This is a genomic window from Cupriavidus sp. SK-4 (assembly GCF_000611125.1).
Lineage (GTDB): Bacteria > Pseudomonadota > Gammaproteobacteria > Burkholderiales > Burkholderiaceae > Cupriavidus > Cupriavidus necator.
Genome location: NZ_JFJW01000175.1, coordinates 1 through 25,202, shown reverse-complemented (window position 1 = coordinate 25,202; position 25,202 = coordinate 1). Strand labels below are relative to the sequence as shown.

The following is a 25,202-nucleotide window of genomic DNA, read 5'->3' as shown; positions in this document are numbered from 1 at the left end:
GGCACCGACACCGGCGGCTCGATCCGCCAGCCGTCGTCGTTCTCGGGCATCACCGGCATCAAGCCGACCTACGGCCGCGTGTCGCGCTACGGCATGATCGCCTTCGCCTCGTCGCTGGACCAGGCCGGCCCGATGGCCCATAGCGCCGAAGACTGCGCGCTGCTGCTCAACACCATGGCCGGCTTCGACCCCAGGGACTCCACCAGCATCACGCCCGCGCAGGGCGGCGTGGACGAGGACTACACCCGCCTGCTGGGCCAGCCGCGCGCCGGCGCCACCGCCGAGCGCCCGCTCGCCGGCCTGCGCATCGGCCTGCCCAAGGAATACTTCGGCAAGGGCCTGTCGGCCGACGTCGAGCAGGCCGTGCGCGCCGCGCTGGCCGAGTATGAAAAGCTGGGCGCCACGCTGGTCGAGGTGACGCTGCCCAAGACCGAGCTGTCGATCCCGGTGTACTACGTGATCGCGCCGGCCGAGGCCTCTTCCAACCTGTCGCGCTTTGACGGCGTGCGCTACGGCCACCGCGCGGCCGAATACCGCGACCTGCTCGACATGTACAAGAAGAGCCGCGCCGAAGGCTTCGGCGCCGAGGTCAAGCGCCGCATCATGGTCGGCACCTATGTGCTGTCGCACGGCTACTACGACGCCTACTACCTGCAGGCACAGAAGATCCGCCGCATCATCGCCGACGACTTCCAGCGCGCCTTCGCCCAGTGCGACGTGATCATGGGACCGGTGGCGCCGACGGTGGCGTGGAAGCTGGGCGAGAAGACCTCGGACCCGGTGCAGATGTACCTGGCCGATATCTTCACGCTGTCCACCAGCCTGGCCGGCCTGCCCGGCATGAGCGTGCCGTGCGGCTTCGGCGAGGCCGGCATGCCGGTGGGCCTGCAGCTGATCGGCAACTACTTCGACGAAGCGCGCCTGCTGCAGACCGCGCACGCGTTCCAGCAGGCGACCGACTGGCACCTGCGCCGTCCGGGCAAGGCATGAACATGACCGCGCGCTCCTCGCTGACCCTGCGCCTGATGGCCGCGGCCGCGCTCGCCGCGGCGGTGGCCGGCTGCATCCCGCTGCCGGGCGGGCTGGGCCGGCCCGCTCCAATCGCCAGCCGCGACATCGACCTGGCCGGCGACTGCCGCCGCACCGAGGAAGACGGCTTCCGCGAAGACGCCCAGCTGCGCGTGTCGGACAACAGCGTGCAGCAGCTGTCGTGGAAGCTGTGGGTAGGCAAGCGCGGCTCGTGCAGCTTCAACCTGGCGGACTTCCGCCAGGTCCAGAAGAAGCCGCATATCGAGCTGCGCGCCAATGACGGCAGCGGCTGCAAGCTGATGGTCTGGCAGGATCCGCGCCGCGTTACGCTGGCGCACGCCAACTGCCAGCAGCGCTGCACCCCCGGCATCTACGAAGAAGCCTGGCCCGTGATGTTCGAGCCGGGCAGCGGCGCCTGCGCCCGCACGCGCTGAAGCCACCGAAGCCGGCCATGACCCACACACCCGCCACCCCGCAACGCTCGCTGTGCACCGCCCGCCCGGCGGTGGCGGTGCTGCGCGCCGCGGTGGCACTGGGGCTGGGCGCATGGCTGGCCGGCGCATCCGCGCATACACCGGACCTGCCCGCCCCCGCGCTGGCACAGCCGGCGCCGCTGACGCCTGCCGGCGTGCTGGCGCCGAATGCGGTGAGCCGGGCCGCGCCAGGATCCGCGGCCACGGCATCCGTGCCCGCGCAGCGCGTCGAGCTGCGCGGCGATGCGGCCACGCCCGCGCTAACCGCCTACTGGTTCCTGCCGCGCGAAGGCACCAGCCAGCGCGCGCTGCCCGTGGTGGTGGCATTGCACGGCTGCGGCGGCCTGCTGTCCGCGCGCCCCTCGCGCGCGGGCGCCACGGGAACCGACAAGGCGGACGTTTCCGGAATGCTGCAGCAACGCTACCGCGAATACGCACACTGGCTGACCGAGCGCGGCTATGCCGTGCTGATGCCCGACAGCTTCAGCGCGCGCGGCAGGCCCCACGGCATCTGCTCCGACCCCATCGACACGCGCGGCATCGACGACCGCACGCGCCGCGCCGATGCGCTGGCCGCGCTGCGCTGGGTGGCGCAGCAGCCGGCGGTCGACACCGCGCGCATCGTGCTGCTGGGCTGGTCCAACGGCGCGCAGGCGGTGCTGGCCACCGTCGATGCCAGCCGCCCGTGGCCGGCCGGCACGCCCCAGGTGGAGCGCGCCGTGGCGTTCTACCCGGGCTGCAAGCGCGCCGTGCAGCAGCACAACTTCCGCCTGCGCGCGCCGATGCTGCTGATGATCGGCGGCGCCGACGACTGGACGCCCGCCACCCGCTGCGCCATGCTGCAGAGCGCGGTGCTGGCGCGCCAGCCGGGCGCGCGCTTCCGGCTGGAGATCTACCCGGGCGCCTATCACGGCTTTGACGGCACCAGCGAGCTGCATATGCGCCGCGACGTGCCGGCGGGCATGCGCAAGACCCAGGGCGTCACCGTCGGCGGCGATGCGGTGGCCCGCGTGGCCGCGCTGGCCCAGCTCGACTCATGGCTTGCCAGCCCCGACCCCTGAGGGCCGGGGCAAGACCAGACTGAACCCCGGAGCGGCGCCGCCGCTCCACCGCAACAGACAGAACCGAAAGAACCGAACAGGAATACCGCCATGCAATGGGAAGTGGTGATCGGCCTCGAAACGCACGCTCAGCTTTCGACGGCCTCCAAGATTTTTTCCGGCACCTCCACCGCCTTCGGGGCCGAGGCCAACACGCAGGCCTCGCCGGTGGACCTGGCGCTGCCGGGCGTGCTGCCGGTGCTCAACCAGGGCGCGGTCGAGCGCGCCATCCAGTTCGGCCTGGCGATCGGCGCCACCATCGCGCCGCGCAGCGTCTTTGCGCGCAAGAACTACTTCTACCCCGACCTGCCCAAGGGCTACCAGATCAGCCAGTATGAGATCCCGGTGGTACAGGGCGGCACCATCACCATCCAGGTCGAAGGCAAGAAGGGCGAGTTCTACGAAAAGACCGTCAACCTGACCCGCGCCCACCTGGAAGAAGACGCGGGCAAGTCCCTGCATGAAGACTTTGCCGGCATGACCGGCATCGACCTGAACCGCGCCGGCACCCCGCTGCTGGAAATCGTCACCGAGCCCGACATGCGCAGCGCCGCCGAAGCCGTGGCCTATGCCAAAACGCTGCACTCGCTGGTGGTGTGGCTGGGCATTTGCGATGGCAACATGCAGGAAGGCAGCTTCCGCTGCGACGCCAACGTGTCGGTGCGCCCGCTCGGCCAGAAGGAATTCGGCACCCGCCGCGAGATCAAGAACCTGAACTCGTTCCGCTTCCTGCAGCAGGCCATCGAGTACGAAGTGCAGTGGCAGATCGCCGAGATCGAGGACGGCCGCAAGATCCAGCAGGCCACCGTGCTGTTCGACCCGGAAACCGGCGAGACCCGCGCGATGCGCACCAAGGAAGACGCGCACGACTACCGCTACTTCCCCGATCCGGACCTGATGCCGCTGGAAATCGATGCGAGCTGGGTCGAGCGCGTGCGCGGCGAGCTGCCGGAACTGCCGGCGGCAATGCAGGCGCGCTTTGTCTCGCAGTACGGCCTGTCGGCGTATGACGCCACCACGCTGACCGCGACCAAGGCCTTCGCCACCTACTACGAGGCCGTGGTGGCCGACGCCGGCGCCGCCAACGCCAAGCCCGCGGCCAACTGGCTGATGGGTGACGTGGCCTCGCAGCTCAACCGCGAAGGCATCGCCATCGACGCCGCACCGGTCACGCCGGCGCAACTGGCCAGCCTGCTCGCGCGCATCGCCGACGGCACCGTATCGAACAACACCGCCAAGAAGGACGTGTTCCCGGCGATGTGGGCCGGCGAGCACGGCGGCGATGCCGACGCCATCATCGCGGCCAAGGGCCTGAAGCAGATGTCCGACACCGGCGAGCTGGAGAAGATCATCGACGACGTGCTGGCCGCCAACGCCAAGTCGGTCGAGGAATTCCGCGCGGGCAAGGAGAAGGCATTCAATGCGCTGGTCGGGCAGGCGATGAAGGCCACCAAGGGCAAGGCCAATCCGGCGCAGGTGAATGAGCTGCTAAAGAAGAAGCTGGGGTAATGGGGTAAGGGCGACAGGACCAGCGAACCGCCAGCGGCAGGCGTATCCTACTGGCCTGCGCCAAAAGTCAGGAGATCCCCATGAGCTGGTCCGCCCACCAATACGTCGCCTTCGAAGACGAACGCACCCGCCCGGTCCGCGACCTGGTGGCTGCCATCCCCAACGAGATCGCGCGCAGCGCGGTGGATATCGGCTGCGGTCCGGGCAACTCCACCGAGGTGCTGCTGGCGCGCTATGCGGGGGCGTCGGTGACCGGGCTGGACAGCTCGCAGGACATGATCGACGCGGCGCGCAAGCGCCTGCCCGACGTGCAGTTCCGCGTGGCCGACATCGGCGCCTGGGACGAGGCCGGGCCCTATGACGTGATCCTGGCCAATGCCGTGCTGCAGTGGCTGCCCGACCACGCCAGCCTGTTCCCGGCACTGGTATCCAGGCTCGCTCCCGGCGGCACGCTGGCCGTGCAGATGCCGGACAACCTGGAAGAACCCGCGCACCGGCTGATGCGCCAGGTGGCGGCGGAAGGCCCGTGGGCAGAAAAGCTCGCCGGCGCCAGCAAGGCCCGCGCCGAGCGCGCCCCGGCGCAGTGGTTCTACGAGCTGCTGCGCCCGCTGTGCCAGCGCGTGGATGTATGGCTGACCACGTACCACCACCCGCTGGCGGGCGGCCCGGCCGCGGTGGTGGAGTGGTTCAAGGGCAGCGGCCTGCGCCCCTTCCTGCAGCCGCTGGACGAGGCCGAGCGCGCCGCCTACCTGGCGCGCTACCAAACCGAGATTGCCAAGGCGTACCCGGCGCTGCCGGACGGGTCGGTGCTGCTGCCGTTCCCGCGCCTGTTCATCGTCGCGACGCGCTGAGGTCCTACGCAGGCTTGTGGCAGACCGCTTCGATGTTGTGCCCGTCCGGGTCCAGCACGAAGGCGCCGTAGTAGTTGGCATGGTAGTGCGCGCGGATGCCCGGCGCGCCGTTGTCGCGCCCGCCCGCGGCCAGCGCCGCGCTATAGAAGGCATCGACGGTCTCGCGGCTGTCCACGCGGAAGGCCACGTGCAGCGGCGGCTGGTTGGGCGTGCCGCGGTGGATCCAGAAGTCGGGTTGCCCCGGCGGGCCGAAGCCGGCCACGTCGGTGCTGCCGGTGACGCTGGCCGGGAATTCCTTGTCCAGCACATAGCCGATGGCGCCCAGCGCCGCCTGGTAGAAGGCACGGCTCTTGCCGTAGTCGCTGACGCTTACGCCGGTGTGGTCGATCATGGGTCGCTTCCTTTCAAGGGTGGGAGGGAGCTCAGGCCAGGTCCAGCACGCTCATGGTGGCGTTCAGGCGGCTGACCAGCACGGATTCACCGTGGACGTCGGCAAAGACATCCGCCTCCACCACGATGATCGCGCGGCCGGACTTGAGCACATCGGCACGGCAGCGCAGCCGTTCGCTGCGCACGGCCCTGAGCAGGTTGATCTTGAACTCCGCGGTGACCACGTGCTGGCCTGCCGCCAGGATGGTGGATGCCGCCGCGCCCGCGGTGTGGTCCGCGATGGTGGCCTGCACGCCCGCATGGACGATGCCGCCATGCTGCAGGTGGCGCGCAGAAATGGCCAGCGTGGATTCGCACCAGCCGGGCCCGCAGTCCGCCAGCGTGATGCCGACGTCGTTGACGAACGCGGCCTGGCGGAAGCCGGCCTCGATGGTGTCGCGCAGCAGAAGCCGTTCCTGTTCGGTGGTCATGGCTGTTCCTTGTCGGGTCACTGCATCACCGGGATGTGCGCATTCCAGCGTGAAGGCGCCGGCCTGTCAACCATCCATGCGCCTCTTGCGCCGCGCGGAAGCGGGCCGGCGTGCTGTCGCCTACACTGGAAGCATCCGCGTCCCGCATGCGCACCTGAGCGCATGAAGACCGCCGTGACCACCAACGCCCATCCCCCAACCCTACGCCGCAAGACGCGGCCCGCCGCCGCCTTTGCCGCGCTGACGCAGGCAAGCCTGGCGCGCATCGAAGCGAGCCTGGCCCAGTTGCTGCACCGCGACGAGGCCGAAGACCTGCACGCGCTGCGCGTGGCGGTGCGCCATGCGCGCGCGGTGCTTTGGGCCCTGGGGCCGTCGTTGCCGCGGCAGGAGCGCGATCGCTGGAAGCATGACCTGCGCATGCTGGCGCGCGCCACCAGCGACGTGCGCGACTGGGACGTATTCCTGGCCGAAACCATTGCCCCGGCACGCAAGCTGGAACCGGACGATACCGTGCTGTCGGCCATCGCCGACACCGCCCGAGAGCGCCGCGACACCGCACGTCAAACCATGCTGTCGGCCCTGGCCGGCTACCGTGACTGGCCGCTGCCCGCGCTGCATCGCGACCTGGCGCACCTGGCCCATCTGGCCGCCCGCGCCCGCAGTGACTGTGGCCGCCTCGGGCCCTTTGCGCGCAAGCGCGTGCGCCGCGGCCGCAAGCGCCTGCGTGCGCTGGCAAAGGCTGCACGCCGCGGCGATCCCCGCGCGGTGCATAAGCAGCGCATCGCCGGCAAGCGGCTGCGCTATGTGATCGAGGCATTCGCGCCGGTGCTGCCATCCCGCTACACCAGGGACCTGCATCGCAAGCTGGTCAAACGGCAGGCGAAGCTCGGCCGCTTTGTCGACGGCATCGTCGCGCGCCGGCTGCTGGCCGACTGCCTGGAGGCGCAGGCAGTGCCGGACGAGGCGCCGCCGCGGCCGCTTCCCGGCGCCAGCTGACCACCCCGCCCGCCATGGCGGCCTGCCCACCGCGTGCCACGCCAACTGCACCCGATCTGCGACAATAGCGCCATGACTGCTCCCCAGGTTCCCATTGCCGCCATCGCCACCGCGCCCGGACGCGGCGGCATCGGCGTGGTGCGTGTGTCGGGCCCCGATGTCGGCCCCGTGATGCGCGCCGTCTGCGGCCAGGCGCTGAAGCCGCGCCACGCCACCTACCTGCCGTTCCTCGATGGCCATGGCAAGGTCATCGACCACGGCCTGGCGCTGTATTTCCCGGCGCCCAATTCCTATACCGGCGAGGAAGTGCTCGAGCTGCAGGGCCACGGCGGCCCGGTGGTGATGCAGATGCTGCTGACGCGCTGCCTGCAAGCGGGCGACGGCATCGGCCTGCGCCTGGCAGAGCCCGGCGAGTTCACGCGGCGCGCCTTCCTCAACGACAAGCTCGACCTGGCCCAGGCCGAGGCCGTGGCCGACCTGATCGAAGCCAGCACCGAGGCCGCGGCGCGCTCGGCGGCGCGTTCAATGGAGGGCGAATTCTCCAACGCCATCCGCCAGCTTGTGGATAAGGTCATCCACCTGCGCATGCTGGTGGAAGCCACGCTGGACTTCCCCGAAGAAGAGATCGATTTCCTGGAGCAGTCCGACGCCCGCGGCCAGCTTGCCACCATCCGCACCGAACTGGGCGGCGTGCTGGCGCAGGCGCGCCAGGGCGCGCTGCTGCGCGAGGGCCTGTCGGTGGTGCTGGCGGGCCAGCCCAACGTGGGCAAGTCGTCGCTGCTGAACGCGCTGGCCGGCGCGGAGCTGGCCATCGTCACGCCCATCGCCGGCACCACGCGCGACCGCGTGCGCGAGACCATCCAGATCGACGGCATCCCGCTGCATATCATCGACACCGCCGGCCTGCGCGAGCACACCGCCGACGAAGTCGAGCGCATCGGCATCGAACGCACCTGGGACGCCATCCGCCGCGCCGACATCGTGCTGCACCTGGTCGACGCCACCGACTACCTGCGCCATGGCCTGTCGGAGATTGACGACGCCATCGACGACCAGCTCAGCGGCCAGTTGCCGCCGGGCTCGCCGATCGTGCGCATCGTCAACAAGATCGACAAGGCGCCCGCGGTCGGCGATGTCGTCTTCGGCGGCAACCGCCCGCACGTGGTCGCCGCCAACGGCCCCAACCCGACCGAGATCTGGATCTCGGCACGCACCGGGGCCGGCATTGAACTGCTGCGTCGTGAGCTGCTGCGGCTGGTGGGCTGGCAGTCGGGCAATGAAGGCAACTTCCTGGCGCGCGAACGGCACCTGACAGCGCTGCGGAATGCGCAATCGCACCTGGATATCGCCGCGGAGCAGGCCGAGCACCAGGCGCAGGCGCTGGACCTGTTTGCCGAAGAGCTGCGGCTGGCGCAGGATTGCCTGAACGGCATTACGGGTGAGTTCACCAGTGATGATCTGCTGGGGACGATCTTTACGCGGTTCTGCATCGGCAAGTGATACCCGCAGGAACGGCCCCATGTCGCTGCGCGGAAGCCACCGGTACAAGTAAACTGCAGGCCACTCCCTGACATGCCGGCGCCGGCCCTTCGGCGCCTCTCCCGCCATGCGCCTGACCCTCATCACCTTCGGTACCCAGGGCGACTGCCGCCCCATGGTCGCGCTGGGCCTTGGCCTGCGCGCCGCCGGCCACGACGTGCTGATGCTGGGCGAACGCTCGGCAGCGACGCTCGCGGCAGAGCACGGCCTGGCCTTTGCGCCGATGGCAGGCGATATCCAGCAGACGCTGGCACCGGGCGGCGCGCTGCACAAGCTGATGACCGAAGGCGGCAACGTCGCCGAGGCCACGCGGGCATTCGCGCGGATTGCCGAGGACAATACCGAGGCGTGGATGGCGCAGTTGGCGGAGGCCGCGCGCGCTGCCGATGGCATCGTGTTCTCGGGGCTGACGGCGTATGTGGCGCTGTCGGTCGGCGAGCAGTTGGGCAAGCCGGTGATCGGCGCGGGCATGTTCCCGATCTCGCCGACGCGGGCCTTTCCGTCCGCGCTGCTGCCGCCGTTCAGGATGCCGGGGTGGGCCAATCGCGCCAGCCACCACGTGATCAACTTCGTGCTGTGGCGCATGTTCCGTACCGCTACCAATGCTGCGCGCTCCAGGCTGTTCGGCGCATCAGCGCGCAAGGCGATGTGGGCGGACTTTCCGACGCTGTACGCGATCTCGCCGCAGCTGGTGCCGCGTCCGCATGACTGGCATGACGACTGGCTGGTGAGCGGCGCGTGGACCATGCCGCCGCAGCCGGACTGGCAACCGGACGCGCCGCTGCGCGACTTCCTGGCGGCCGGCGAGGCGCCGCTGTATATCGGCTTTGGCAGCATGGCGGGCTTTGACCGGCACAAGGTGGTGACGGCGCTGATGCAGGCGGTCGATGGCCGGCGCGCACTGTTCTATCCGGGCTGGAGCGGCATCGACGTGGCGGCGTTGCCATCCAACTTCCACGTGGTGGGCGCCACCCCGCATGACTGGCTGTTGCCGCGCGTGTCGGCGGCAATCCATCACGGCGGTGCGGGCACCACGCATGCGGCCGCGGCGGCGGGCGTGCCGGCGATCGTGCTGCCGTTTGCGGGCGACCAGTTCTTCTGGGCGGGCCGGCTGGCGGCGCTGGGCGTGGCGCCGCGTCATGTCGCCGGGCACAAGATCGACGCGCCGCGGCTGGCGTCGATGATCGCCTTTGCCGAGCAACCGGCCACGCGCGAACAGGCCGCCAGGCTGGGCCGGGCGATGGCCGCCGAGCGTGGCGTCGACCATGCCGTGGCGGCGATTGAGCGCTTTTGCGGCAGGCAGGGCGCATAATCCCGTTCCGCCTTCCGCATTCACTGACGCAGGACCTTCCGATGTTGAACCGTACCCAGCAAATCCTTATTGCCATCGTCGCCGTGGCTGTCCTTGGCATGTTGTGGTTTGCCGGCAATGACCGCCGCGATGATGTCGGCGGTGCCGCGCCCGAGGCGCAGGCCGAAGCCAGCGCGGTGCCGGCCAGCGTGGTGCGCGGGGTGCCGCGCGATGGCACGCTCGACCCGATCAGCATCGACCCGGAGCGCCCCGCGGACCGCCTGCCGCAGCTCCAGGCCGACACGCTGCTGAATGACTACCGCGACAACCCCACGGAAGCCGACACCCGCTACCTGGGCCAGTACCTGATCGTCGAAGGCGTCGCCAGCGGCATTCGCCGCGAGCGCGACCAGGTCTTTGTCGATATCCGCACCAACGATCCGGGCGTGAATGTGCGCGCACTGCTGCTGCAACGCCAGATCTGCGGCCCGGCAGGGCGGGTGTGCGAGGTGGAAGCCCGAGCCACCATGGTGAGGCGCGGCCAGAAGGTGGCGCTGGAATGCAATGGCGCAGGGCTGGCGGATGGCGCACCGCTGCTGCGCGACTGCCTGCTGCGCGGCGGCGCCAACTGATCGCGCTTGTCCTAGATTCCGGAGTCCCGCCATGCAATCCGTTCTGTCCGTCCTTGCCATCCTGATCATGGTGGCCACCATCGTCGGCGTGGTTTCGCCCGCCTGGCTCAGCCAGACGCTGTTTGGCGGCAGACCCGTCACGCGGCTGCAGGTCGCAGTCATCGGGGTCTGCCTTGCCGGGCTTTGCCTGGTCCTGGTGGGCCGGCTGGCGCAAGGCGGCGGCGCGGGCGGCTGAGGCGCCACCCCGGCGCAGAAGCGGCCGTTTTGCGCTTCTGTTTGGACGATTGGATCGGCGTACCGGCGCCTACAGTGTGAAGGTATGCGGTGGCCACTGTGTCTTGCATGGCAGCCCGCCCCAGCCACACAGGACATCCATGTACAAAGCTCTGCTGGCCGCAGGCCTTGGCCTGCTGATCACCGGTTGCTCGACCTACCAGGCAGTGACCCCGGTCGACCGGCCCGACCGCACCGATCCCCTTGTCGCGTTCCAGGTGCCCGCTGGCGGCGGCCCGCTGGGCAACTACGGCGCCAACGGCACGCTTCTGTGCGTGGTGGTGAACCCGGTCACGGGCAATGACTTTGTCGAGAACTTTCTCTCATCGCTGCGGCGGCGCAATTTCGAGGTGAAGGTGCTGCAGGCGCAGACCTCGATCGCGGCGTGCCCGGTGGTGGCGCTGTACACGGCGCGCAGCGCCTGGTACTGGAATGCGTACCTGAACAGCGCGGACATCACCGTGTTCCGCAACGGCGACCGTGTCGGCAAGGCCATCTATAACGCCAACCGCAGCGCGGGCGGGCTCAACCTGAGCAACTTCGTGCAGCCGTCGTCCAAGCTGGATGAACTGGTCGAGCAACTGTTCCCCGGCATGCTGCCGCCGCCCCCGCCGCCGGCGGGCACGGCCACCCCGGCGGCCTAGCCTGTTTGCAGACAACCGGAGGGCCGGACCATGCCTCTCTGCGCAGCATCCTGCCGGGCGCAGCCGCGCCCGGCCCAGCGTACCCGGATCAGCGCTCCAGCCGGCCCAGGCGCACCACGGTCACGCCCGGGCGCAGTTGGCGCAGCGAGGGCATCACCAGCACGCAATCCGGATACGGCGTCACCACTGGCTCGCCGTCGCGCCAGCCGATTACGGCCCCGGCCTCGGTGAAGGTCTCCAGCCCGGTATAGGGGCCGGCAAAGCGGAAATCCATGCTGGTGGCCACCACCGGCTCGGTCACGCGCACCACGCGCTGCGTGGCGGGCAGCGGCTGCAGCCAGCCCGCGGGCAAGTCGCTTGCATCGATCACGCCGGCATGCAGCAGGAAGCGTGCGGTACTGTCCTGCGCCACGGTCACGGCGGCGGGCTCCCAGTGCTGGCCGCATTCGATCAGCAGTGCATTGCGCGGGCTGGCGGCATCGCCAAAGCCATCGTAGTCGCGCATGCGGCGGCCTTCGGGGTGGCCTTCGTCGACGATCACATCGGCCGGCGCGCCCAGCGCGCGCGCCAGGGCGATGCCCTTGTCGAGCGGGCCGGAGACGATCAGCGGCCGGCTTTTCTCATGCATCGAATGCAGGTCCAGCAGCAGCTCGACGGTGTCGATCACCGGGCGCATGGCGCGCGCGCGGCGCAGCTCCGATGAATCCAGGCTGGCATCATCCAGCACCCTGGCGGTCCATACGCGGTTGAAATCCTGGTCGACAAAGCGCGATGCGTCGGGCCTGGCGGCATCGAAGCGGTGGTACGCGTCGACGTTGGCAAACGCCAGCGTCAGCCGGCCGCGGCGCGGGCGCAGGCCGTGGTCCAGCAGCGCCTTGACGGCGATGGCGCCGCAGACCTCGTTGCCGTGGGTCAGCGCGTTGACCATCACGTGCGGGCCGGGCTGGCCGCTGTCGAAGGTGTACAGGTAGCGGATGCCGGTGTTGCCGGCGGCGTAGGCGCGGATGTCGGGGAACGCGACATCGACTGGGTAGGCGTCGATCGGTGCGGGGGGCTGGGTCATGGGAATCGGTGCGTTCAGGGCGCCTGGCGGGTCGTATGCCTGCGGGGTCGTTGTTGTGAATCGAGTTGAGGAAGGGCGGCGGGCACTTGCAGAAGCGACGCCGCCCCGCAACCTCAATTACTCATGAATGCCAGCGGTCTGCACGATGGTGCGATAGCGCCCCGTCTCGCGCTTGATAAAGCTGCCGAACTGAGCCGGGTTGGCCGGCGCCACTTCCACGCCGGCTTCTGCCAGCTTCTTCTTCACATCCGGCATGGCCAGCACGGCCTGCATCTCGGTGTTCAGGCGCTCCACCACCGCTTGCGGCAGCCTGGCCGGGCCCATCAGGCCGAACCACACGCCCATGTCGACGCCCTTGAGCGCGGGCGTCTCGGCCAGCGCGGGCACGTTCGGCGCCACTGGCGAGCGCTTGGCGTTGGTCACGCCGTAGGCCTGCACGCGGCCGGCCTGGATATGCGGCAGCGCCGACGACAGCACCATCACCGCCAGGTCGATCTGGCCGCCGAGCAGGTCGGTGGCCATGGCCGACGCGCCCTTGTACGGCACGTGCGTGATATTGACCTTGCCCTGCTGCTTGATCAGCTCGCCGGCCAGGTTCAGCGGCGTGCCCACGCCCGACGAGGCATACGACAGCTTGCCCGGCTGGGCCTTGGCCAGCGCAATCAGCTCGGCCGCGTTCCTGGCCGCCAGGCCGGGCTTGCCGACCAGCACCATCGGCTGGGTGCCGACGAAGGTCACCGGCGCCAGGTCCTTCTCGCCGTCGTAGCGCACGGCGGAGTTGGTCAGGCGGGCGATCGACACTTCACTGCCCGAGCCCATCAGCAGGGTGTAGCCGTCGGCCTCGGCCTTGACCACCTTGGCTGCGCCGATGGTGCCGCCGGCGCCGCCCAGGTTCTCGATCACCACGCTCTGGCCGAGGCGCTTGCCCAGTTCCGGGGCGATGGTCCGGGCCACCAGGTCGACGCTGCCGCCGGCGGTGTAGCCCACCACCAGCGTGATCGGCTTGGCGGGCCAGGTGGAGGCGACGGCGCCGGCGGAAGCGGCAAGGCAGAGTGCGGCAGCGGCCGCGCGCAGGATGGTCTTCATGGTCTTGGCTCTGGGGGTCCCGGAATGGTTGTTGTGGAGCGATGGTAGTGAGCGCGGAACCGGCCCGGCGTGCAGCTTTGGCAAGGGCGGTTGCCGATTCGGCAATGGTCGCAGAAGGGGTCGCCGAAGGCGCATCAGCGCGGTGCCTGCACCGCCGCCTGCCAGAAGGCCTCGGCCAGCGGGCGCATCGGCGCGCGCGGGCGGTACAGGCGGATATCGAGCGCCAGGTCGCCGCCATCATCGCTGCGTACGCCGCTGATGGCACGCACCAGTCGCCCGGCGTGCAGGTCGTCGGCAATCAGCCGTGCCGGCAGCCAGGCCAGGCCCATGCGCTGGCGCACCATCTCGTGCACCGACTCGGCAAAGTCGCTGACCGCGATCACGTCCAGCCGCGGCGCCAGCTTGCGGCGCGCGATCTCCTGGTTGACCATGCGGCCGAGTGTCAGGGTCTCGGCGTAGGCGATCATGGGCACCGGCTTCGCCGCGGCCTTGCCGGTCGCAAGCCGGTGCAGCGGCGCGCCGCGCTCGTCGGCAGCGCTGACGCACACCAGCCGCTCCACGCCGGCCAGGTGGAACTGGTAGCGCGCGTCATCCAGCATCACCGGCAGGTCCGGCGGGCTGTAGCAGAGGAGGAAATCGGCATCGCCCTCGGCAAACATGGCCAGCGCGTCATGCATCGGGAAGGTCGACAGCCGGGTGCGGAAGCCGGCCGCCGCGGGGTCGTGCCGCAGCGCCTCGCGCAGGCCCGCCAGCCACGCCGGCACCATTGAGCGCGCCAGGGTCTTGCCGGTGGCGATGGTGACCGTGCTGGCATCGGCGCGGTGCGCGGCGCGCAGCGCCAGGCGGGTCTCGTCCAGCGTGCGCAAGGCGCTCTGCGCGGCTTCCAGGAACTGGCGCCCTTCGGCGGTCAGCCGCACCGGGAACGCGCTGCGGTCGATCAGCGGGGCGCCGGCCCAGACCTCAAGCGCCTGCATGCGCCGGCCAAACGCGGGCGGGGTCACGTTGCGCAGTTCGGCGGCGCGCGCCAGGCTGCCGGCCTGGGCCAGGCAGACGAAGTCTTCGAGCCAGCGGATATGCATGGAAGGCGGACCGTTGAGGGTGGGACGGCAATGCCCTCATTATCGGCAAAACCGGCCGCCACCTTTGCCTGCCGCATTCCTCGGTTAGAATTTTTCGCATGACACTGATCCGGCGCCGCCACCCCTCGTCCCCGACCAGCCAGGCGTCCGACTCCACGCCGCCCGCCCCGGAATACACCATCGACGAACTGGCGCGCGTGGCCGGCACCACGGTGCGCAACGTGCGCTCCTACCAGGACCGCGGCCTGATCGATCCGCCGCTGCGGCGCGGGCGCGTGGGCATCTACACGCAGGCGCACCTGGGGCGGCTCAAGCTGATCCACCACTTGCTGGCGCGCGGCTATACGCTGGCCAATATCACCGAGCTGCTCAAGGCCATCGTCGAAGGGCACGACCTGCGCTCGATCCTGGGGCTGGAGACCGCCATCAGCAGCCCGTGGACCAACGAGACGCCGCGGCACTACTCCTACCTGGCGCTGGCGCGGCTGTTCGGCCGCGCGATCTCGCGCCCGGCCCTGGCCAAGGCGATTTCGCTGGGGCTGCTGGAACCGGACGGCCTGGGCTATCTCGCGCGCAGCCCGCGCGCGCTGGCCGCGGGTGCGGAGATCGCCCAGGCGGGTTTTGCGCTGGAAGACGTGCTGGAGATCATCGCGCAGTCGCGCGGGCATTTCCAGGCGGTATCGGACCATATCGTCGCTACCGTGGTGCGCGAGCTGGACCGCTTTGGCGTTGGCAAGCTGCCGCCGCCGCAGGACGTGCCGCGGCTGGTGGAGATCCTGTGGCGCATCCGCCCGCTGGCCCTGGTGATGGCGGAAACGGAGATGATGCGAGCGCTGGAGATCTCGGCCAACAAATACCTGGGTGACCGGGTGGCGGCGATCATCGAGCATTTGCATGATGAGGAAGGCGGGGGCGGCGGACATACGTGACAGGTGTGCAAGGACATGGTTGACGCTTCCGGGCACAGTCATCCCCCCGCACTACCTCGCCGCCCTTCCCCGCACCGACTCCTCCAGCAACGACCGCAACTTCGCTAGCGCACCCGGATCCCCGTGCGCGGCAGAGCGCGCATACCAGATCTTGGCCTGCTCGATATCCTGGTCGACCACGCCGGGCTCGCCGTGTTCGTAGAAGCTGCCGACGATGTATTGCGCGCCGCCGTCGCCGGCACTGGCCGCGCGGCTGTACCACAAGAACGCCTGCCCGTAGTCGCGCGGCACGCCCCGGCCAGTGAAGTAATTCGTCGCCAGCGCCATCTGCGCCTGCACGTGCCCGCCCTGTGCGGCCAGTGCATACCAGCGGTTGGCTTCCTCCAGTGACTTCGGCACCAGTTCGCCGCGCTCATAGAGGTCGCCCCAGGTGTACTGGGCATGCGTCATCTGGTTGTCGGCCGCTTTTTTCAGCCAGACCAGCGCCTCCTGCGGGCGTGCGGCAGTGCCCTCGCCGCGCAGCAGCATCATTGCGTAGTTGAATTGGGCCAGGCGGTTGCCCAGCCGGGCCGCATTGGCAAAGCCGCGCAGGGCCTGGTCGAAGTTGCCCGCTTCATACGCGGTGACCGCGTCGCGGGTCTGGGCCTGCGCGGGGGCAGGCGGCTGCGGTGCGGAGGCTGCCGGCTGCGTGCACAACAGCCATGCGGCGGTGGCGCCGGCGAGCAAGGCGGCAATCGGGGGGCGGGCAATCGACATGGCGGACTCCGGGCACAGCGCCTTCCTGATTCCAGTGTAGGAGTCAGGGCACCGCGCAGGTAGGCAGGCGCGGAATCGCCAGAATATCCATGCGAATAATCAATCGACCATAATATCTGCCGCAATCATTCCTCGCACAGATAAAACCAGGTGTTCAGATCCACCCAGCCCGATGCAGCCGCCGCCACAGTCCCCCGCAGGCGAGCGCGGTCACGCCGACCACGGCCGGGTAGGCGAGGGGGATTTTCAACTCAGGCATGAAATCGAAGTTCATGCCATACAGGCTGAAGATCACGGTCGGGATCGCCAGGATCGCGCCCCAGCCAGCCAGGCGCTTGACCACCTCGTTCTGACCCACGGTGACCAGCGCCAGGTTGACCTGCACGGCGGTGGTCAGCATTTCGCGCACCACGTCGAGGGTGCGCACCAGCCGGCTGGCGTGGTCCTCGATGTCGCGGAAATAGGCGCGCAGCTCCTTCGGCACCAGGTCTTCGTGCAGCCGGATCAGTTGGCCGCACATGTCTTCCACCGGGCTGACCGCATTGCGCAGGCGCAGCACCTGGCGCTTGATCCGGTACAGGCGCTCGATCGCCGCGCGGTCGAACTCGTCGCGGAAGATGCCCTGCTCCAGCGCCTCGAAGGTGTCTTCCAGGCGCGTGACGATGGGCAGGTAGTGGTCGACGATAAAGTCCATCAGCGCGTACAGCACATAGCCCGGGCCATTGGCCAGGCCGTGCGGGTCGTGCTCGCAGCGCTCGCGCACGGGCGCATAGGTGCTGCTGACACCGTGGCGCACCGAAACCACGTAGTTGGGGCCGACAAAGAGATGGGTCTCGCCGACCACGACTTCATCTTCCACCAGTTGCGCCGTGTTGAGCACCACGAAGACCGAATCGCCGTAGGCCTCGAGCTTGGGGCGCTGGTGCGCATCGAGCGCATCTTCCACCGCCAGGTCGTGCAGGCCGAACGCCTGCTGGGCCTGGCGCAGCAGCGCGAGGTCAGGCTCATGCAAGCCCAGCCAGACAAAGGTGCCCGGCACGCCCAGCAAGGTGGGAATCTCCTCCATGCCCACCGTGCTGAGCCGCTTGCCCTGCCGGTAGGCCACGCAATTGACGATGGCGCCCATGGAAACTCCGCTGATCAGATGGCGCAATCGTAACAAGCCTTTACGCTGCGCCGGACTTGATGCGCGTTGCCTCGTGCGGCAAACCACGCTGGCCGCACTTGCCCGGCGCTACGGTGTGCCGTGCACGCGCATATGGAACCCACGCGCCACCTGCTGTACATATCGATCCAATTGTTACAGTTCGCGACAGATACGACGTTAGAATGTGGCATTTCCACGGTCACCCGGCTATGTCCCAGAAGAAATCGCCACGCTTCGAGCTGCGCAGTGGCAACGTAGACGCCCTCCTTCTCGCCCTCCAGACCGCCGACATGGCTGCGCTGCGGGATGACCTCCTCTCCCGCTTTGAAGCCACCCCCGACTTCTTTTCCAATGACGTGATCGCGCTGGACCTGCGCGCGCTGGAAGGTGACAGCGAAGTCGCGCTTGGCACCGTGATCGACACGCTGGCCACGCTCAAGGCCCGCGCCATCGGCGTGGTGGCCCGCCCCGGCCAGCGCGAGTGGGCCGAGCGCTTCGGCCTGCCGCTGCTGGACAGCCAGGCCCGCCGCGGCAGTGGCGCCGACCGCGCCGCCGAAGCCAAGGCCGCAGCCGCGGCGGAACAGGCCGCCGCCGAACAAGCCGCGCGCGAGGAATCCGTCCGCGCCGCCGCGCAGGCCACCACCGACGCCGCCGTGGCCGCTGCCATCCGCCAGACCCAGACCATGCTGATCGACAAGCCGCTGCGCTCGGGCCAGCAGGTCTACGCGCAGGGCGACGTGGTCATCCTGGACGTGGTCAGCTACGGCGCCGAGGTGATCGCCGAAGGCAACATCCATATCTATGCCCCGCTGCGCGGCCGCGCGCTGGCGGGCGTCAAGGGCAACACCGGCGCGCGCATCTTCAGCACGTGCATGGAGCCTGAACTGATTTCCATCGCCGGCATCTACCGGACCGCGGAGCAGACGCTTCCGGCCGATGTGCTCGGCAAGACCGCCCAGGTGCGCCTGGCCGATGAAAAACTGATCCTAGAAGCGCTGCGGCTCAAGTAACCGCGGCAGCCCTCGGGACCGAATTGCAGAGAGCGCAAGCTTCAACTTATTACTGGACCAAAGAGCCATGGCAAAAATCATAGTTGTGACCTCCGGCAAGGGAGGCGTCGGCAAGACCACCACCAGCGCCAGCTTTGCCGCCGGCCTGGCCCTGCGCGGCCACAAGACTGCCGTGATCGACTTCGACGTCGGCCTGCGCAACCTTGACCTGATCATGGGTTGCGAGCGCCGCGTGGTGTACGACCTGATCAACGTGGTGCAGGGCGAAGCCAACCTGCGCCAGGCGCTGATCAAGGACAAGAAGTGCGAGAACCTGTTCATCCTGCCGGCCTCGCAGACGCGCGACAAGGATGCGCTCACGCGCGAAGGCGTCGAGAAGGTCATCAACGGCCTGATCGAGATGGATTTCGAATTCATCATCTGCGACTCGCCCGCCGGCATCGAGTCGGGCGCGCTGATGGCGATGTACTTCGCCGACGAGGCGCTGATCGTGACCAACCCGGAAGTGTCGTCGGTGCGCGATTCGGACCGCATCCTGGGCATCCTGGCGTCCAAGACCAAGCGCGCCAGCGAAGGCGGCGACCCGATCAAGGAACACCTGCTGATCACCCGCTACAACCCCAAGCGCGTGCATGGCGGCGAAATGCTGTCGCTGACCGACATCCAGGAAATCCTGCGCATCAAGCTGATCGGTGTGGTGCCGGAGTCGGAAGCCGTGCTGCACGCCTCGAACCAGGGCACGCCCGCCATCCATCTGGAAGGCAGCGACGTGGCCGACGCCTACGGCGACGTGGTGGACCGCTTCCTCGGCAAGGACAAGCCGATGCGTTTCACCGACTACCAGAAGCCGGGTCTGCTCTCCCGCATCTTCGGCAACAAGTAACGGTCAAGGAGGGCTCACCCATGTCGATCCTTTCCTTCCTGCTGGGAGAGAAGAAGAAGTCCGCGTCGGTCGCCAAGGAGCGGCTGCAGATCATCCTGGCGCACGAGCGCACCGGCCATTCCGCGCCCGCCGACTACCTGCCCGCGCTGCAGCGCGAGCTGGTGGCGGTGATCTCCAAGTACGTCAAGATCGGCGACCAGGACCTGCGCGTCAGCCTGGAACGCCAGGACAACCTCGAGGTGCTCGAGGTCAAGATCGAGATCCCGCAGAACTGAGGACGGATCCCGGCGCTGCCGGATTCGTTCCTCCTCCTTCGGTTTTCCCGCACTTCCCGTCTTTCCGCCGACCGCGGCGCCGCTTGCGCGCCGGGGTCGGCCGGCCCCCGTCCTCCCCGCCGCGATTCCCCGCCAGCCCAGTGTGCAGGCCAGCTTGCCAGCGCTGCCAAAATGCCCCAATCCGGAATTCTGTAGCGGCGAGACAACGGATTTGCACCAAAATCCTGCTTGAAAGCGCAGCTTGGCGGAGTTTTGTGTCCTTGTAGCTTACGTTTTGTTAAATTTTCGCGGCGTCTACAACGAAACGTAGACATCGTCCACGCCGTGATCCGGCGGAGAGAACAGTACAAGACAGAAAAGGAGCACCATGAAGAAATCGGCCATCGTCCTCGCAGCCGGCAGCCTGTTGGCAGGTTCGGCGTTCGCACAGTCGTCCGTTACCCTGTACGGTATCGTTGACCAGAGCATCCGCTTCCAGACGAACTCCAACGCCAACAACGACAATCTGTGGGAACTGACCAACGGCGCCGTCACCAACAGCCGCTGGGGCCTGAAGGGCAGCGAAGCCCTCGGCAATAACCTGAAGGCAATCTTCCAGCTGGAAGGCGGCTTCGATCCGGACACCGGCCGTTCCAACCAGGCCAGCGCCACCAACCCGAACGGCCGCCTGTTCGGTCGTCAGGCTTACGTTGGCCTGCAGGGCGACTTCGGCACGATCAAGCTGGGCCGCCAGTACACCGAAGGCTTTAACTTCTTCGGCGACTACGATCCGCTGACCATCGGCAACTACACCAACAACGCCTGGCCGTTCTTCCTGACCCAGTTCCGCAGCGACAACGTGGTCAGCTACGCCGGCAAGTTCGGCGGCCTGGACGTGGGTGCCAGCTACGGCTTCGGCGAGCAGCCGGGCAGCATGACCAAGAACCAGTACTGGGGCACCCGTGCCGCTTACTCGTTCGGTCCGTTCGGCATCGGTGGCGTGTACCAGGAAATCCGCGACATCAACGGCAACAAGCAGCAAATGTGGGGCGCTGCCGGTAAGTACGCCTTTGGCCCGGCCAAGCTGTTCGTGGGCTACGTCGGCGGCAAGGACCGCACCGGCGTGATCGACAACGGCTTCCTGAACAATTCGGCTGCCGCGCCTGCTCCGGCCGTGGTCACCGCCGGCGCTGCCAGCAACCCGCGCAAGGACACCATCGGCTACATCGGCCTGACCTACCAGGCCACCCCGGCCCTGGCGCTGACCGGCGTGTTCTACGGCGACTACGTCGAGAACAAGAACGGCGTGAACGACAACAACGGCCGCCGCTACACCGGCGTGCTGCTGGCCGAGTACTCGCTGTCCAAGCGCACCCAAGTCTACGGCACGGTTGACTTCAACAAGGTTTCGGGCGGCACCACCACCGAAATGCCGGGTCGCAACAACCAGACCGGCGCTGCACTGGGTATCCGCCACATCTTCTGATCGACACCTGATCAGCAGTTCCTGGCAAAAGGCACCTTCGGGTGCCTTTTTTCATGGGCGCGGCCGGCGCCGCAGCCACAGGTACCAGCCGGCCGGCGAGGCGGCTTCGCCCATCGGCTGCAGCGGCACCAGCACGCCGCCATGGCGCGCCATCACGCGCTGTGCGCACAGCAGCGCCGGCCCTGGCTGCGCCAGCCGCGCGGCGCTCTCGTCGTCGGCGGGATCGAACGCCAGCCACAGCGCCAGGCCACCGGCGTGGCCACGGCACGTGACCCGCAGCGCAGTCCCCCGCGCCGCGGCATCAATGGCGCTGGTCAGCAGCCATTCCAGCGTTTGACCCAGCATGGCCTGGTCCCCGCCAAGGCGCGGCAGGCGGCCGGCCGGCCGTTCAAGCCGGACGCCGGCTTCGCTGGCCAGGGTCCAGACGCGGTCCAGCGCTTCATCCAGCAGCGATTCCATGGCGATACGGCGCATGCGATAGGCGTGGCGCGTTTCGCGCAGCAGCCGGTTCAGGTCATCGATCTGGCGCAGCGAACGGCGCGCATGGCTGCCGACCTGCGCCAGCAGCGCGGCGTCGGCCTGTTCCCGCGTGCGGCGCAGCTCCAGCCAGGCCAGCAGCGAGGCATTGGGTGCGCGCAGGTCGTGCCCCCAGCACGTGCAGCAGCATGTCGTGCACGGCGGCGGGGTTGCGCACATCAGCGCGCCGCTGCCCGACCGGCCGGCCGCGCAGGCACCGCGCCAGCCAGCGGCCGCCGAGCCACAGTGCCACGGCCAGCCCCGCCTGGCGCAGCCGGGACGCTTTCATGCGGCAGCCCGTTCGGTGCGCTCCGGGCGATCGGTACGCTCCAGCCGGTAGCCATGCGTGTAGACCGGGGTCAGGCGCAAGCCGTGCCCTGCCTGCAGCCCAAGCTTGCTGCGCACGCGCGAGACATGGGTATCGATGGTGCGCGACAGCGGCGAGATCTCGCGGCCCCAGACCGCGGCGGTGATGTGGTCGCGCGTGACGATGCGTCCCTCGTTGCGGAACGGCAGCACCGCCAGGTCGAACTCTTTGGGCGTCAGGCCGACCGGATGGCCGTTGCAGGTGACCTTGCGCAGGGCGCAGTCAAAGGCGTACTCGCCCAGCCGCAACGGCGCGAGCGGCGCCAGCTGCGCGGGATACGCGCGCCGCAGCAGGCAGTCGATGCGCGCGGCCAGCTCGGCCGGGCGCACCGGCTTGACCATGTAATCGTCAGCGCCCGCCGCCAGGGCATTGACGATGTCAAGCTCGGCCTCGCGGCAGGTCAGGAACATCACCGGGATGCGGCGGTCGAGGTGGGTACGCACCCAGGCCAGCACTTCGCGCCCGGACAGGTCCGGCATCTGCCAGTCCAGCAGCAGCAGGTCGAAGCCCGCGTCGCGCAGCGCCAGCAACAGACGCCGGCTTTCAGCAAAGGTCACGCAGTCATGTCCCGCGCCGGTAATGACCTGCCGGATCAGCGCCGCATCCGCGGGCGCGTCTTCAAGCGATGCAATGCGCGATGCCATTTTCTTTCCCATGTGTTGTCTCCGACGGAACAGGACACTAGCGGGACATTTAAGACCGCGTTGCCTTGCGCACGAATAGGAAAGACCTCAATCTCGATTTTCAACAATCTTTTACTTCTCGCCTCAGCAGGCCGCTCCTACCATGGGCTTCGCTGCGTGCCGAGCGGGCCCGCAGTGCCATGCTCTGTCCATCCATCGGCGCATTCCGATGCGCCCGCGCAGGAGCCACTCTCGTGAACATCGCCGCGCTGCAGGCGGACCCGACCCTCGCCGTCAGCATCGAACAGACCCTGCGCCTGAACGGGCACCAGTGCACGCGCTATCTGAGCGGACGCACCATGATCGGCGCGCTGCGCGGCCGGTCGTTCGATCTGCTGATGCTCGATTGCGATACGCCGGGGATCCCGGCCCTGGAAGTGCTGGCATGGGTGCGCCGCACGCTCGGCAACGAGATGCCGGTGATGCTGACCGGCACCTCCAACGAAGAAGCCTTCGTCGCGGCCTGCATTGCGCAAGGCGCCGACAGCTACGTGCCCAAGCCGCTGCGCACGGCCGAGCTGGCCGCGCGCGTGCTGGCGCTGTTGCGCCGCGCCAGGCCGGCGGGCGATGAATGCGACCTGGAGCACGGCGTGTTCCGCTTTGCCACCGCGGAGCGGCGCGTGTGGGTCCAGGGCAAGCCGGTGCTGCTGGCCCCCAAGGAGTTCGACCTGGCGGTGCTGCTGTTCCGCAACCTGGGTTCGCTGGTGCTGCGCCAGGCCATGGTCGACCAGGTCTGGCGCTACCACATGGACCCGGCCTCGCGCACGGTGGACAGCCACCTGTCGCGCGTGCGCACCAAGCTGGCGCTGTGGCCGCACAACGGCGTGCGGCTGTCGTCGGTGTATGGGCTGGGCAGCCGCCTCGATGCGGCCTAGCCTCAATCGGCCTTGATGCCCGCTTCCCTGACGATGCGGGCGTTCTCCGCGGACTCTTCGCGGATGGCCTTGGCAAACTGCGCCGGCGTGCCGCCGGTCGGCACCTCGCCGCCCTTGAGCAGGCGCTCATGGACTTCCGGCTCGGCCAGTGCCTTGTTCAGTTCGGCGTTCAGGCGGTTGATGATGGCCGCGGGCGTCTTGCCCGGCGCGAAGATGCCGAAGGTCGAGGTCAGGTTGGCCTTGGGGTAGCCCAGCTCGGCCAGCGTCGGCACCGAAGGCAGGCTGTCCAGGCGCCTGGGCGCACCCACCGCCAGCGCGCGCAGGCGGCCGGCCTGCATATGCTGGGTCAGCACCGGGCTGGCGTTGGTGCTCATCACCTCGAACTGGCCGCCGAGCGCGTCGTTCATCTGCTGGCCCGCGCCCTTGTACGGGATCAGCGTGATGTCGGCCTTCGACTTCTGCCTGATCTGTTCCAGCACCACATGGCCGACCGTGCCCAGGCCCGACGTTGCCCAGCGCACCGAGCCCGGTTTGGCGCCGGCCTGGCCGACCACGTCGGCAAAGCTCTTGCCGCTGAAGCCGGCGGTGGCCACCACCAGCACCGGCGAGTACATCACGCTCATCACCGGCGCCACGTCCTTCTGCGGGTCGTAGTTGACGCGGCCGACATGCGGGTTGAGCGTCAGCGGGCTGGTGGCGGCAAAGCCCAGCGTATAGCCGTCCGGCGCAGCCTTGGCGACCGCATCGATGCCGATGCTGCCGCCCGCGCCGGCCTTGTTCTCGACCACCACCGAGGTGCCCATCTGCGCCGACAGCCGCTCGCCAAGCGCGCGCGCCACAGTGTCGCTGATGCCGCCGGTCGGGTAGGCGACGATCAGGCGGATCGGACGGCTGGGATAGGCGTCGGCAGCGGCGGCAGGCAGTGCGGCAGCACCGCTGGTCACGCACAGGGCGGCCAGCAGGGATGAGCGGAAGGGGAAGGCCATGATGGAAATGCGGGAGAGATTTCGACAGGAAGGCGCCGGGCGCGGCAGCGGTTTGCCGGCCTGGCGCGGAGCAGTCGCTATGTTAGCCGATCGGGACGTGCGCGCTCAGCGCACCAGCGGGCGCTCCGGCACCCACGAGACAAAGAGTTCGTTGGCCCGGTCATACAGCCGCCATACCGTGCCGCAGTCGCGGCAGGCGAAGGAAAGCATGCTGTACGGCACGCCGGCGGCGCTCTGGCTCACCAGCGGCACCGTGCCGCGCAGCGCCAGGCAGGACGGCGGCTCGCGCCGGCGCGGGTCGGCGGCTAGCGCCAGGCAGCGCTCGCAGGCAGGCGTGGCAGACGGTGCTGACACAGGTTGGACGGGTGGCGGGGACGGGGGCACGGCAGACTTCATGCCCGCCATGATGCCGCAAAACGCCGCCCGGCAGCAGCCGCTGACGCAATCGGATCAGGCCGGCTGCGTGCGCGGCACCGCGGCCGGCGTCGCCGCGCGCTGGCCCAGCCACACGCTGCCCAGCACCAGCAGCGCTCCGGCGGCCTGCATCGCCGTCAAGGCCTGGCCCAGCACTAGGAAGCCGAGCACGGTGGCGCTGACCGGGCTGAGCAGCCCCAGCGCCGCCACCGCGGACGACGGCATGCGCCCGACACCGCGGAACCACAGTGCATAGCTGAAGCCGGCCCCGACAATGCTCAGCCACGCATAGCCAAGCCAGTTGGCCAGCGTGAAATGCCCGGGCAGCGGTTCCAGCACCAGCGCGAACGGCAGCAGGAACAGCCCGCCCGCGCACAGCTGCCAAGCCGTCAGCACCAGCGGGGTGACCGGCGGGCGCCAGTGCCGCGTCAGCACCGTGCCCACTGCCATCGATACCGCCCCGGCCGCTGC

29 protein-coding genes are annotated in these 25,202 nt (G+C 68.8%); 17 read left to right on the top strand and 12 right to left on the bottom strand.

Annotated features, from left to right (window positions below; translation table 11 throughout):
* The 5 genes from CF68_RS33230 to tam form a co-directional block, all read left to right on the top strand.
* On the top strand, positions 1-990 hold a 990-nt coding region (locus CF68_RS33230), incomplete at its 5' end, for an amidase family protein (protein WP_035827483.1).
* Positions 987-1,463 carry a hypothetical protein gene (locus tag CF68_RS33225; protein ID WP_035827481.1) on the top strand — a complete coding sequence of 159 codons (477 nt, stop codon included), beginning with the start codon at positions 987-989 and terminating at the stop codon, positions 1,461-1,463. The genes CF68_RS33230 and CF68_RS33225, both read left to right, overlap by 4 nt.
* A gap of 17 nt (positions 1,464-1,480) precedes the next feature.
* Positions 1,481-2,563, top strand: a complete 1,083-nt coding sequence (locus CF68_RS33220; protein WP_035827480.1) for a dienelactone hydrolase family protein — start codon at positions 1,481-1,483, stop codon at positions 2,561-2,563.
* Positions 2,564-2,653: 90 nt separating this feature from the next.
* A complete protein-coding gene (gatB, locus tag CF68_RS33215; protein ID WP_035827477.1) occupies positions 2,654-4,111 on the top strand; it encodes an Asp-tRNA(Asn)/Glu-tRNA(Gln) amidotransferase subunit GatB in 1,458 nt (485 codons plus the stop codon).
* Positions 4,112-4,191: 80 nt separating this feature from the next.
* Positions 4,192-4,962 carry a trans-aconitate 2-methyltransferase gene (gene tam / locus CF68_RS33210; protein WP_035827474.1) on the top strand — a complete coding sequence of 257 codons (771 nt, stop codon included), beginning with the start codon at positions 4,192-4,194 and terminating at the stop codon, positions 4,960-4,962.
* 4 nt (positions 4,963-4,966) lie between these two features.
* On the opposite strand, the gene CF68_RS33205 is transcribed toward tam, so the two are convergent.
* Together CF68_RS33205 and CF68_RS33200 are read right to left on the bottom strand one after the other, a co-directional pair.
* On the bottom strand, positions 4,967-5,353 hold the full coding sequence (locus tag CF68_RS33205; RefSeq protein WP_035827472.1) for a VOC family protein: 387 nt from the start codon (positions 5,351-5,353) through the stop codon (positions 4,967-4,969).
* Positions 5,354-5,384: 31 nt separating this feature from the next.
* On the bottom strand, positions 5,385-5,822 hold the full coding sequence (locus tag CF68_RS33200) for a PaaI family thioesterase (protein ID WP_035827471.1): 438 nt from the start codon (positions 5,820-5,822) through the stop codon (positions 5,385-5,387).
* A gap of 162 nt (positions 5,823-5,984) precedes the next feature.
* On the opposite strand from CF68_RS33200, the gene CF68_RS33195 reads away from it, so the two are divergent.
* The 6 genes from CF68_RS33195 to CF68_RS33170 all read left to right on the top strand — a co-directional run bounded on the left by CF68_RS33195 (position 5,985) and on the right by CF68_RS33170 (position 11,197).
* Positions 5,985-6,818, top strand: a complete 834-nt coding sequence (locus CF68_RS33195) for a CHAD domain-containing protein (protein ID WP_035827470.1) — start codon at positions 5,985-5,987, stop codon at positions 6,816-6,818.
* A gap of 72 nt (positions 6,819-6,890) precedes the next feature.
* Positions 6,891-8,318 carry a tRNA uridine-5-carboxymethylaminomethyl(34) synthesis GTPase MnmE gene (gene mnmE, locus CF68_RS33190; RefSeq protein WP_035827468.1) on the top strand — a complete coding sequence of 476 codons (1,428 nt, stop codon included), beginning with the start codon at positions 6,891-6,893 and terminating at the stop codon, positions 8,316-8,318.
* Between the two features lie 106 nt (positions 8,319-8,424).
* Positions 8,425-9,669, top strand: coding sequence for a glycosyltransferase (locus CF68_RS33185; RefSeq protein WP_035827467.1), 1,245 nt, complete (start codon positions 8,425-8,427; stop codon positions 9,667-9,669).
* Positions 9,670-9,710: 41 nt separating this feature from the next.
* Positions 9,711-10,280: an OB-fold putative lipoprotein gene (locus CF68_RS33180; protein ID WP_035827465.1), complete on the top strand. Its 570-nt coding sequence runs from the start codon at positions 9,711-9,713 to the stop codon at positions 10,278-10,280.
* Positions 10,281-10,311: 31 nt separating this feature from the next.
* Positions 10,312-10,515, top strand: coding sequence for a hypothetical protein (locus CF68_RS33175; protein WP_010811461.1), 204 nt, complete (start codon positions 10,312-10,314; stop codon positions 10,513-10,515).
* A gap of 139 nt (positions 10,516-10,654) precedes the next feature.
* A complete protein-coding gene (locus tag CF68_RS33170; protein ID WP_035827462.1) occupies positions 10,655-11,197 on the top strand; it encodes an Sbal_3080 family lipoprotein in 543 nt (180 codons plus the stop codon).
* Positions 11,198-11,285: 88 nt separating this feature from the next.
* Here the strand turns inward: CF68_RS33170 and CF68_RS33165 are convergent, their stop codons facing one another.
* From CF68_RS33165 to CF68_RS33155, 3 genes are all read right to left on the bottom strand, one after another.
* Positions 11,286-12,260 carry a M14 family metallopeptidase gene (locus CF68_RS33165; protein WP_035827459.1) on the bottom strand — a complete coding sequence of 325 codons (975 nt, stop codon included), beginning with the start codon at positions 12,258-12,260 and terminating at the stop codon, positions 11,286-11,288.
* Positions 12,261-12,377: 117 nt separating this feature from the next.
* On the bottom strand, positions 12,378-13,346 hold the full coding sequence (locus CF68_RS33160) for a tripartite tricarboxylate transporter substrate binding protein (protein WP_035827457.1): 969 nt from the start codon (positions 13,344-13,346) through the stop codon (positions 12,378-12,380).
* 134 nt (positions 13,347-13,480) lie between these two features.
* Positions 13,481-14,425 (bottom strand): LysR family transcriptional regulator, encoded by a 945-nt coding sequence (locus CF68_RS33155; protein ID WP_035827455.1) that lies wholly within the window; start codon positions 14,423-14,425, stop codon positions 13,481-13,483.
* 98 nt (positions 14,426-14,523) lie between these two features.
* On the opposite strand from CF68_RS33155, the gene CF68_RS33150 reads away from it, so the two are divergent.
* The gene (locus CF68_RS33150) at positions 14,524-15,354 is read left to right on the top strand and encodes a MerR family transcriptional regulator (RefSeq protein ID WP_035827453.1); all 831 of its coding nucleotides are present in this window, start codon (positions 14,524-14,526) and stop codon (positions 15,352-15,354) included.
* 51 nt (positions 15,355-15,405) lie between these two features.
* Here the strand turns inward: CF68_RS33150 and CF68_RS33145 are convergent, their stop codons facing one another.
* Both CF68_RS33145 and CF68_RS33140 read right to left on the bottom strand, forming a co-directional pair.
* Positions 15,406-16,110, bottom strand: a complete 705-nt coding sequence (locus tag CF68_RS33145; RefSeq protein ID WP_035827451.1) for a tetratricopeptide repeat protein — start codon at positions 16,108-16,110, stop codon at positions 15,406-15,408.
* A gap of 154 nt (positions 16,111-16,264) precedes the next feature.
* A complete protein-coding gene (locus tag CF68_RS33140; protein ID WP_035827449.1) occupies positions 16,265-17,236 on the bottom strand; it encodes a magnesium and cobalt transport protein CorA in 972 nt (323 codons plus the stop codon).
* A gap of 230 nt (positions 17,237-17,466) precedes the next feature.
* Between CF68_RS33140 and minC the strand changes: the two genes are divergently transcribed.
* From minC to CF68_RS33120, 4 genes are all read left to right on the top strand, one after another.
* Positions 17,467-18,267 (top strand): septum site-determining protein MinC, encoded by an 801-nt coding sequence (minC, locus tag CF68_RS33135; protein ID WP_035827447.1) that lies wholly within the window; start codon positions 17,467-17,469, stop codon positions 18,265-18,267.
* 67 nt (positions 18,268-18,334) lie between these two features.
* Positions 18,335-19,150: a septum site-determining protein MinD gene (minD, locus tag CF68_RS33130; RefSeq protein ID WP_010811452.1), complete on the top strand. Its 816-nt coding sequence runs from the start codon at positions 18,335-18,337 to the stop codon at positions 19,148-19,150.
* 20 nt (positions 19,151-19,170) lie between these two features.
* Positions 19,171-19,425 carry a cell division topological specificity factor MinE gene (minE, locus tag CF68_RS33125; protein WP_010811451.1) on the top strand — a complete coding sequence of 85 codons (255 nt, stop codon included), beginning with the start codon at positions 19,171-19,173 and terminating at the stop codon, positions 19,423-19,425.
* A gap of 367 nt (positions 19,426-19,792) precedes the next feature.
* A complete protein-coding gene (locus CF68_RS33120; protein WP_035827445.1) occupies positions 19,793-20,890 on the top strand; it encodes a porin in 1,098 nt (365 codons plus the stop codon).
* A 51-nt stretch (positions 20,891-20,941) separates the two neighbouring features.
* Here CF68_RS33120 and CF68_RS33115 read toward each other — a convergent pair whose 3' ends face one another.
* Positions 20,942-21,586 carry a sensor histidine kinase gene (locus CF68_RS33115; RefSeq protein ID WP_235205971.1) on the bottom strand — a complete coding sequence of 215 codons (645 nt, stop codon included), beginning with the start codon at positions 21,584-21,586 and terminating at the stop codon, positions 20,942-20,944.
* A 105-nt stretch (positions 21,587-21,691) separates the two neighbouring features.
* On the bottom strand, positions 21,692-22,429 hold the full coding sequence (locus CF68_RS33110) for a response regulator transcription factor (RefSeq protein WP_035827442.1): 738 nt from the start codon (positions 22,427-22,429) through the stop codon (positions 21,692-21,694).
* Positions 22,430-22,650: 221 nt separating this feature from the next.
* Here CF68_RS33110 and CF68_RS33105 point away from each other — a divergent pair, with 221 nt between their 5' ends.
* A complete protein-coding gene (locus CF68_RS33105) occupies positions 22,651-23,331 on the top strand; it encodes a response regulator transcription factor (protein WP_035827439.1) in 681 nt (226 codons plus the stop codon).
* 2 nt (positions 23,332-23,333) lie between these two features.
* Here the strand turns inward: CF68_RS33105 and CF68_RS33100 are convergent, their stop codons facing one another.
* From CF68_RS33100 to CF68_RS33090, 3 genes are all read right to left on the bottom strand, one after another.
* Complete coding sequence (locus tag CF68_RS33100) at positions 23,334-24,317, bottom strand: tripartite tricarboxylate transporter substrate binding protein (RefSeq protein WP_035827437.1); 984 nt, start codon at positions 24,315-24,317, stop codon at positions 23,334-23,336.
* Positions 24,318-24,422: 105 nt separating this feature from the next.
* Positions 24,423-24,722, bottom strand: a complete 300-nt coding sequence (locus CF68_RS33095) for a hypothetical protein (protein ID WP_035827435.1) — start codon at positions 24,720-24,722, stop codon at positions 24,423-24,425.
* Between the two features lie 45 nt (positions 24,723-24,767).
* A partial coding sequence (locus tag CF68_RS33090) for a DMT family transporter (RefSeq protein ID WP_035827432.1) occupies positions 24,768-25,202 on the bottom strand: 435 nt, incomplete at its 5' end.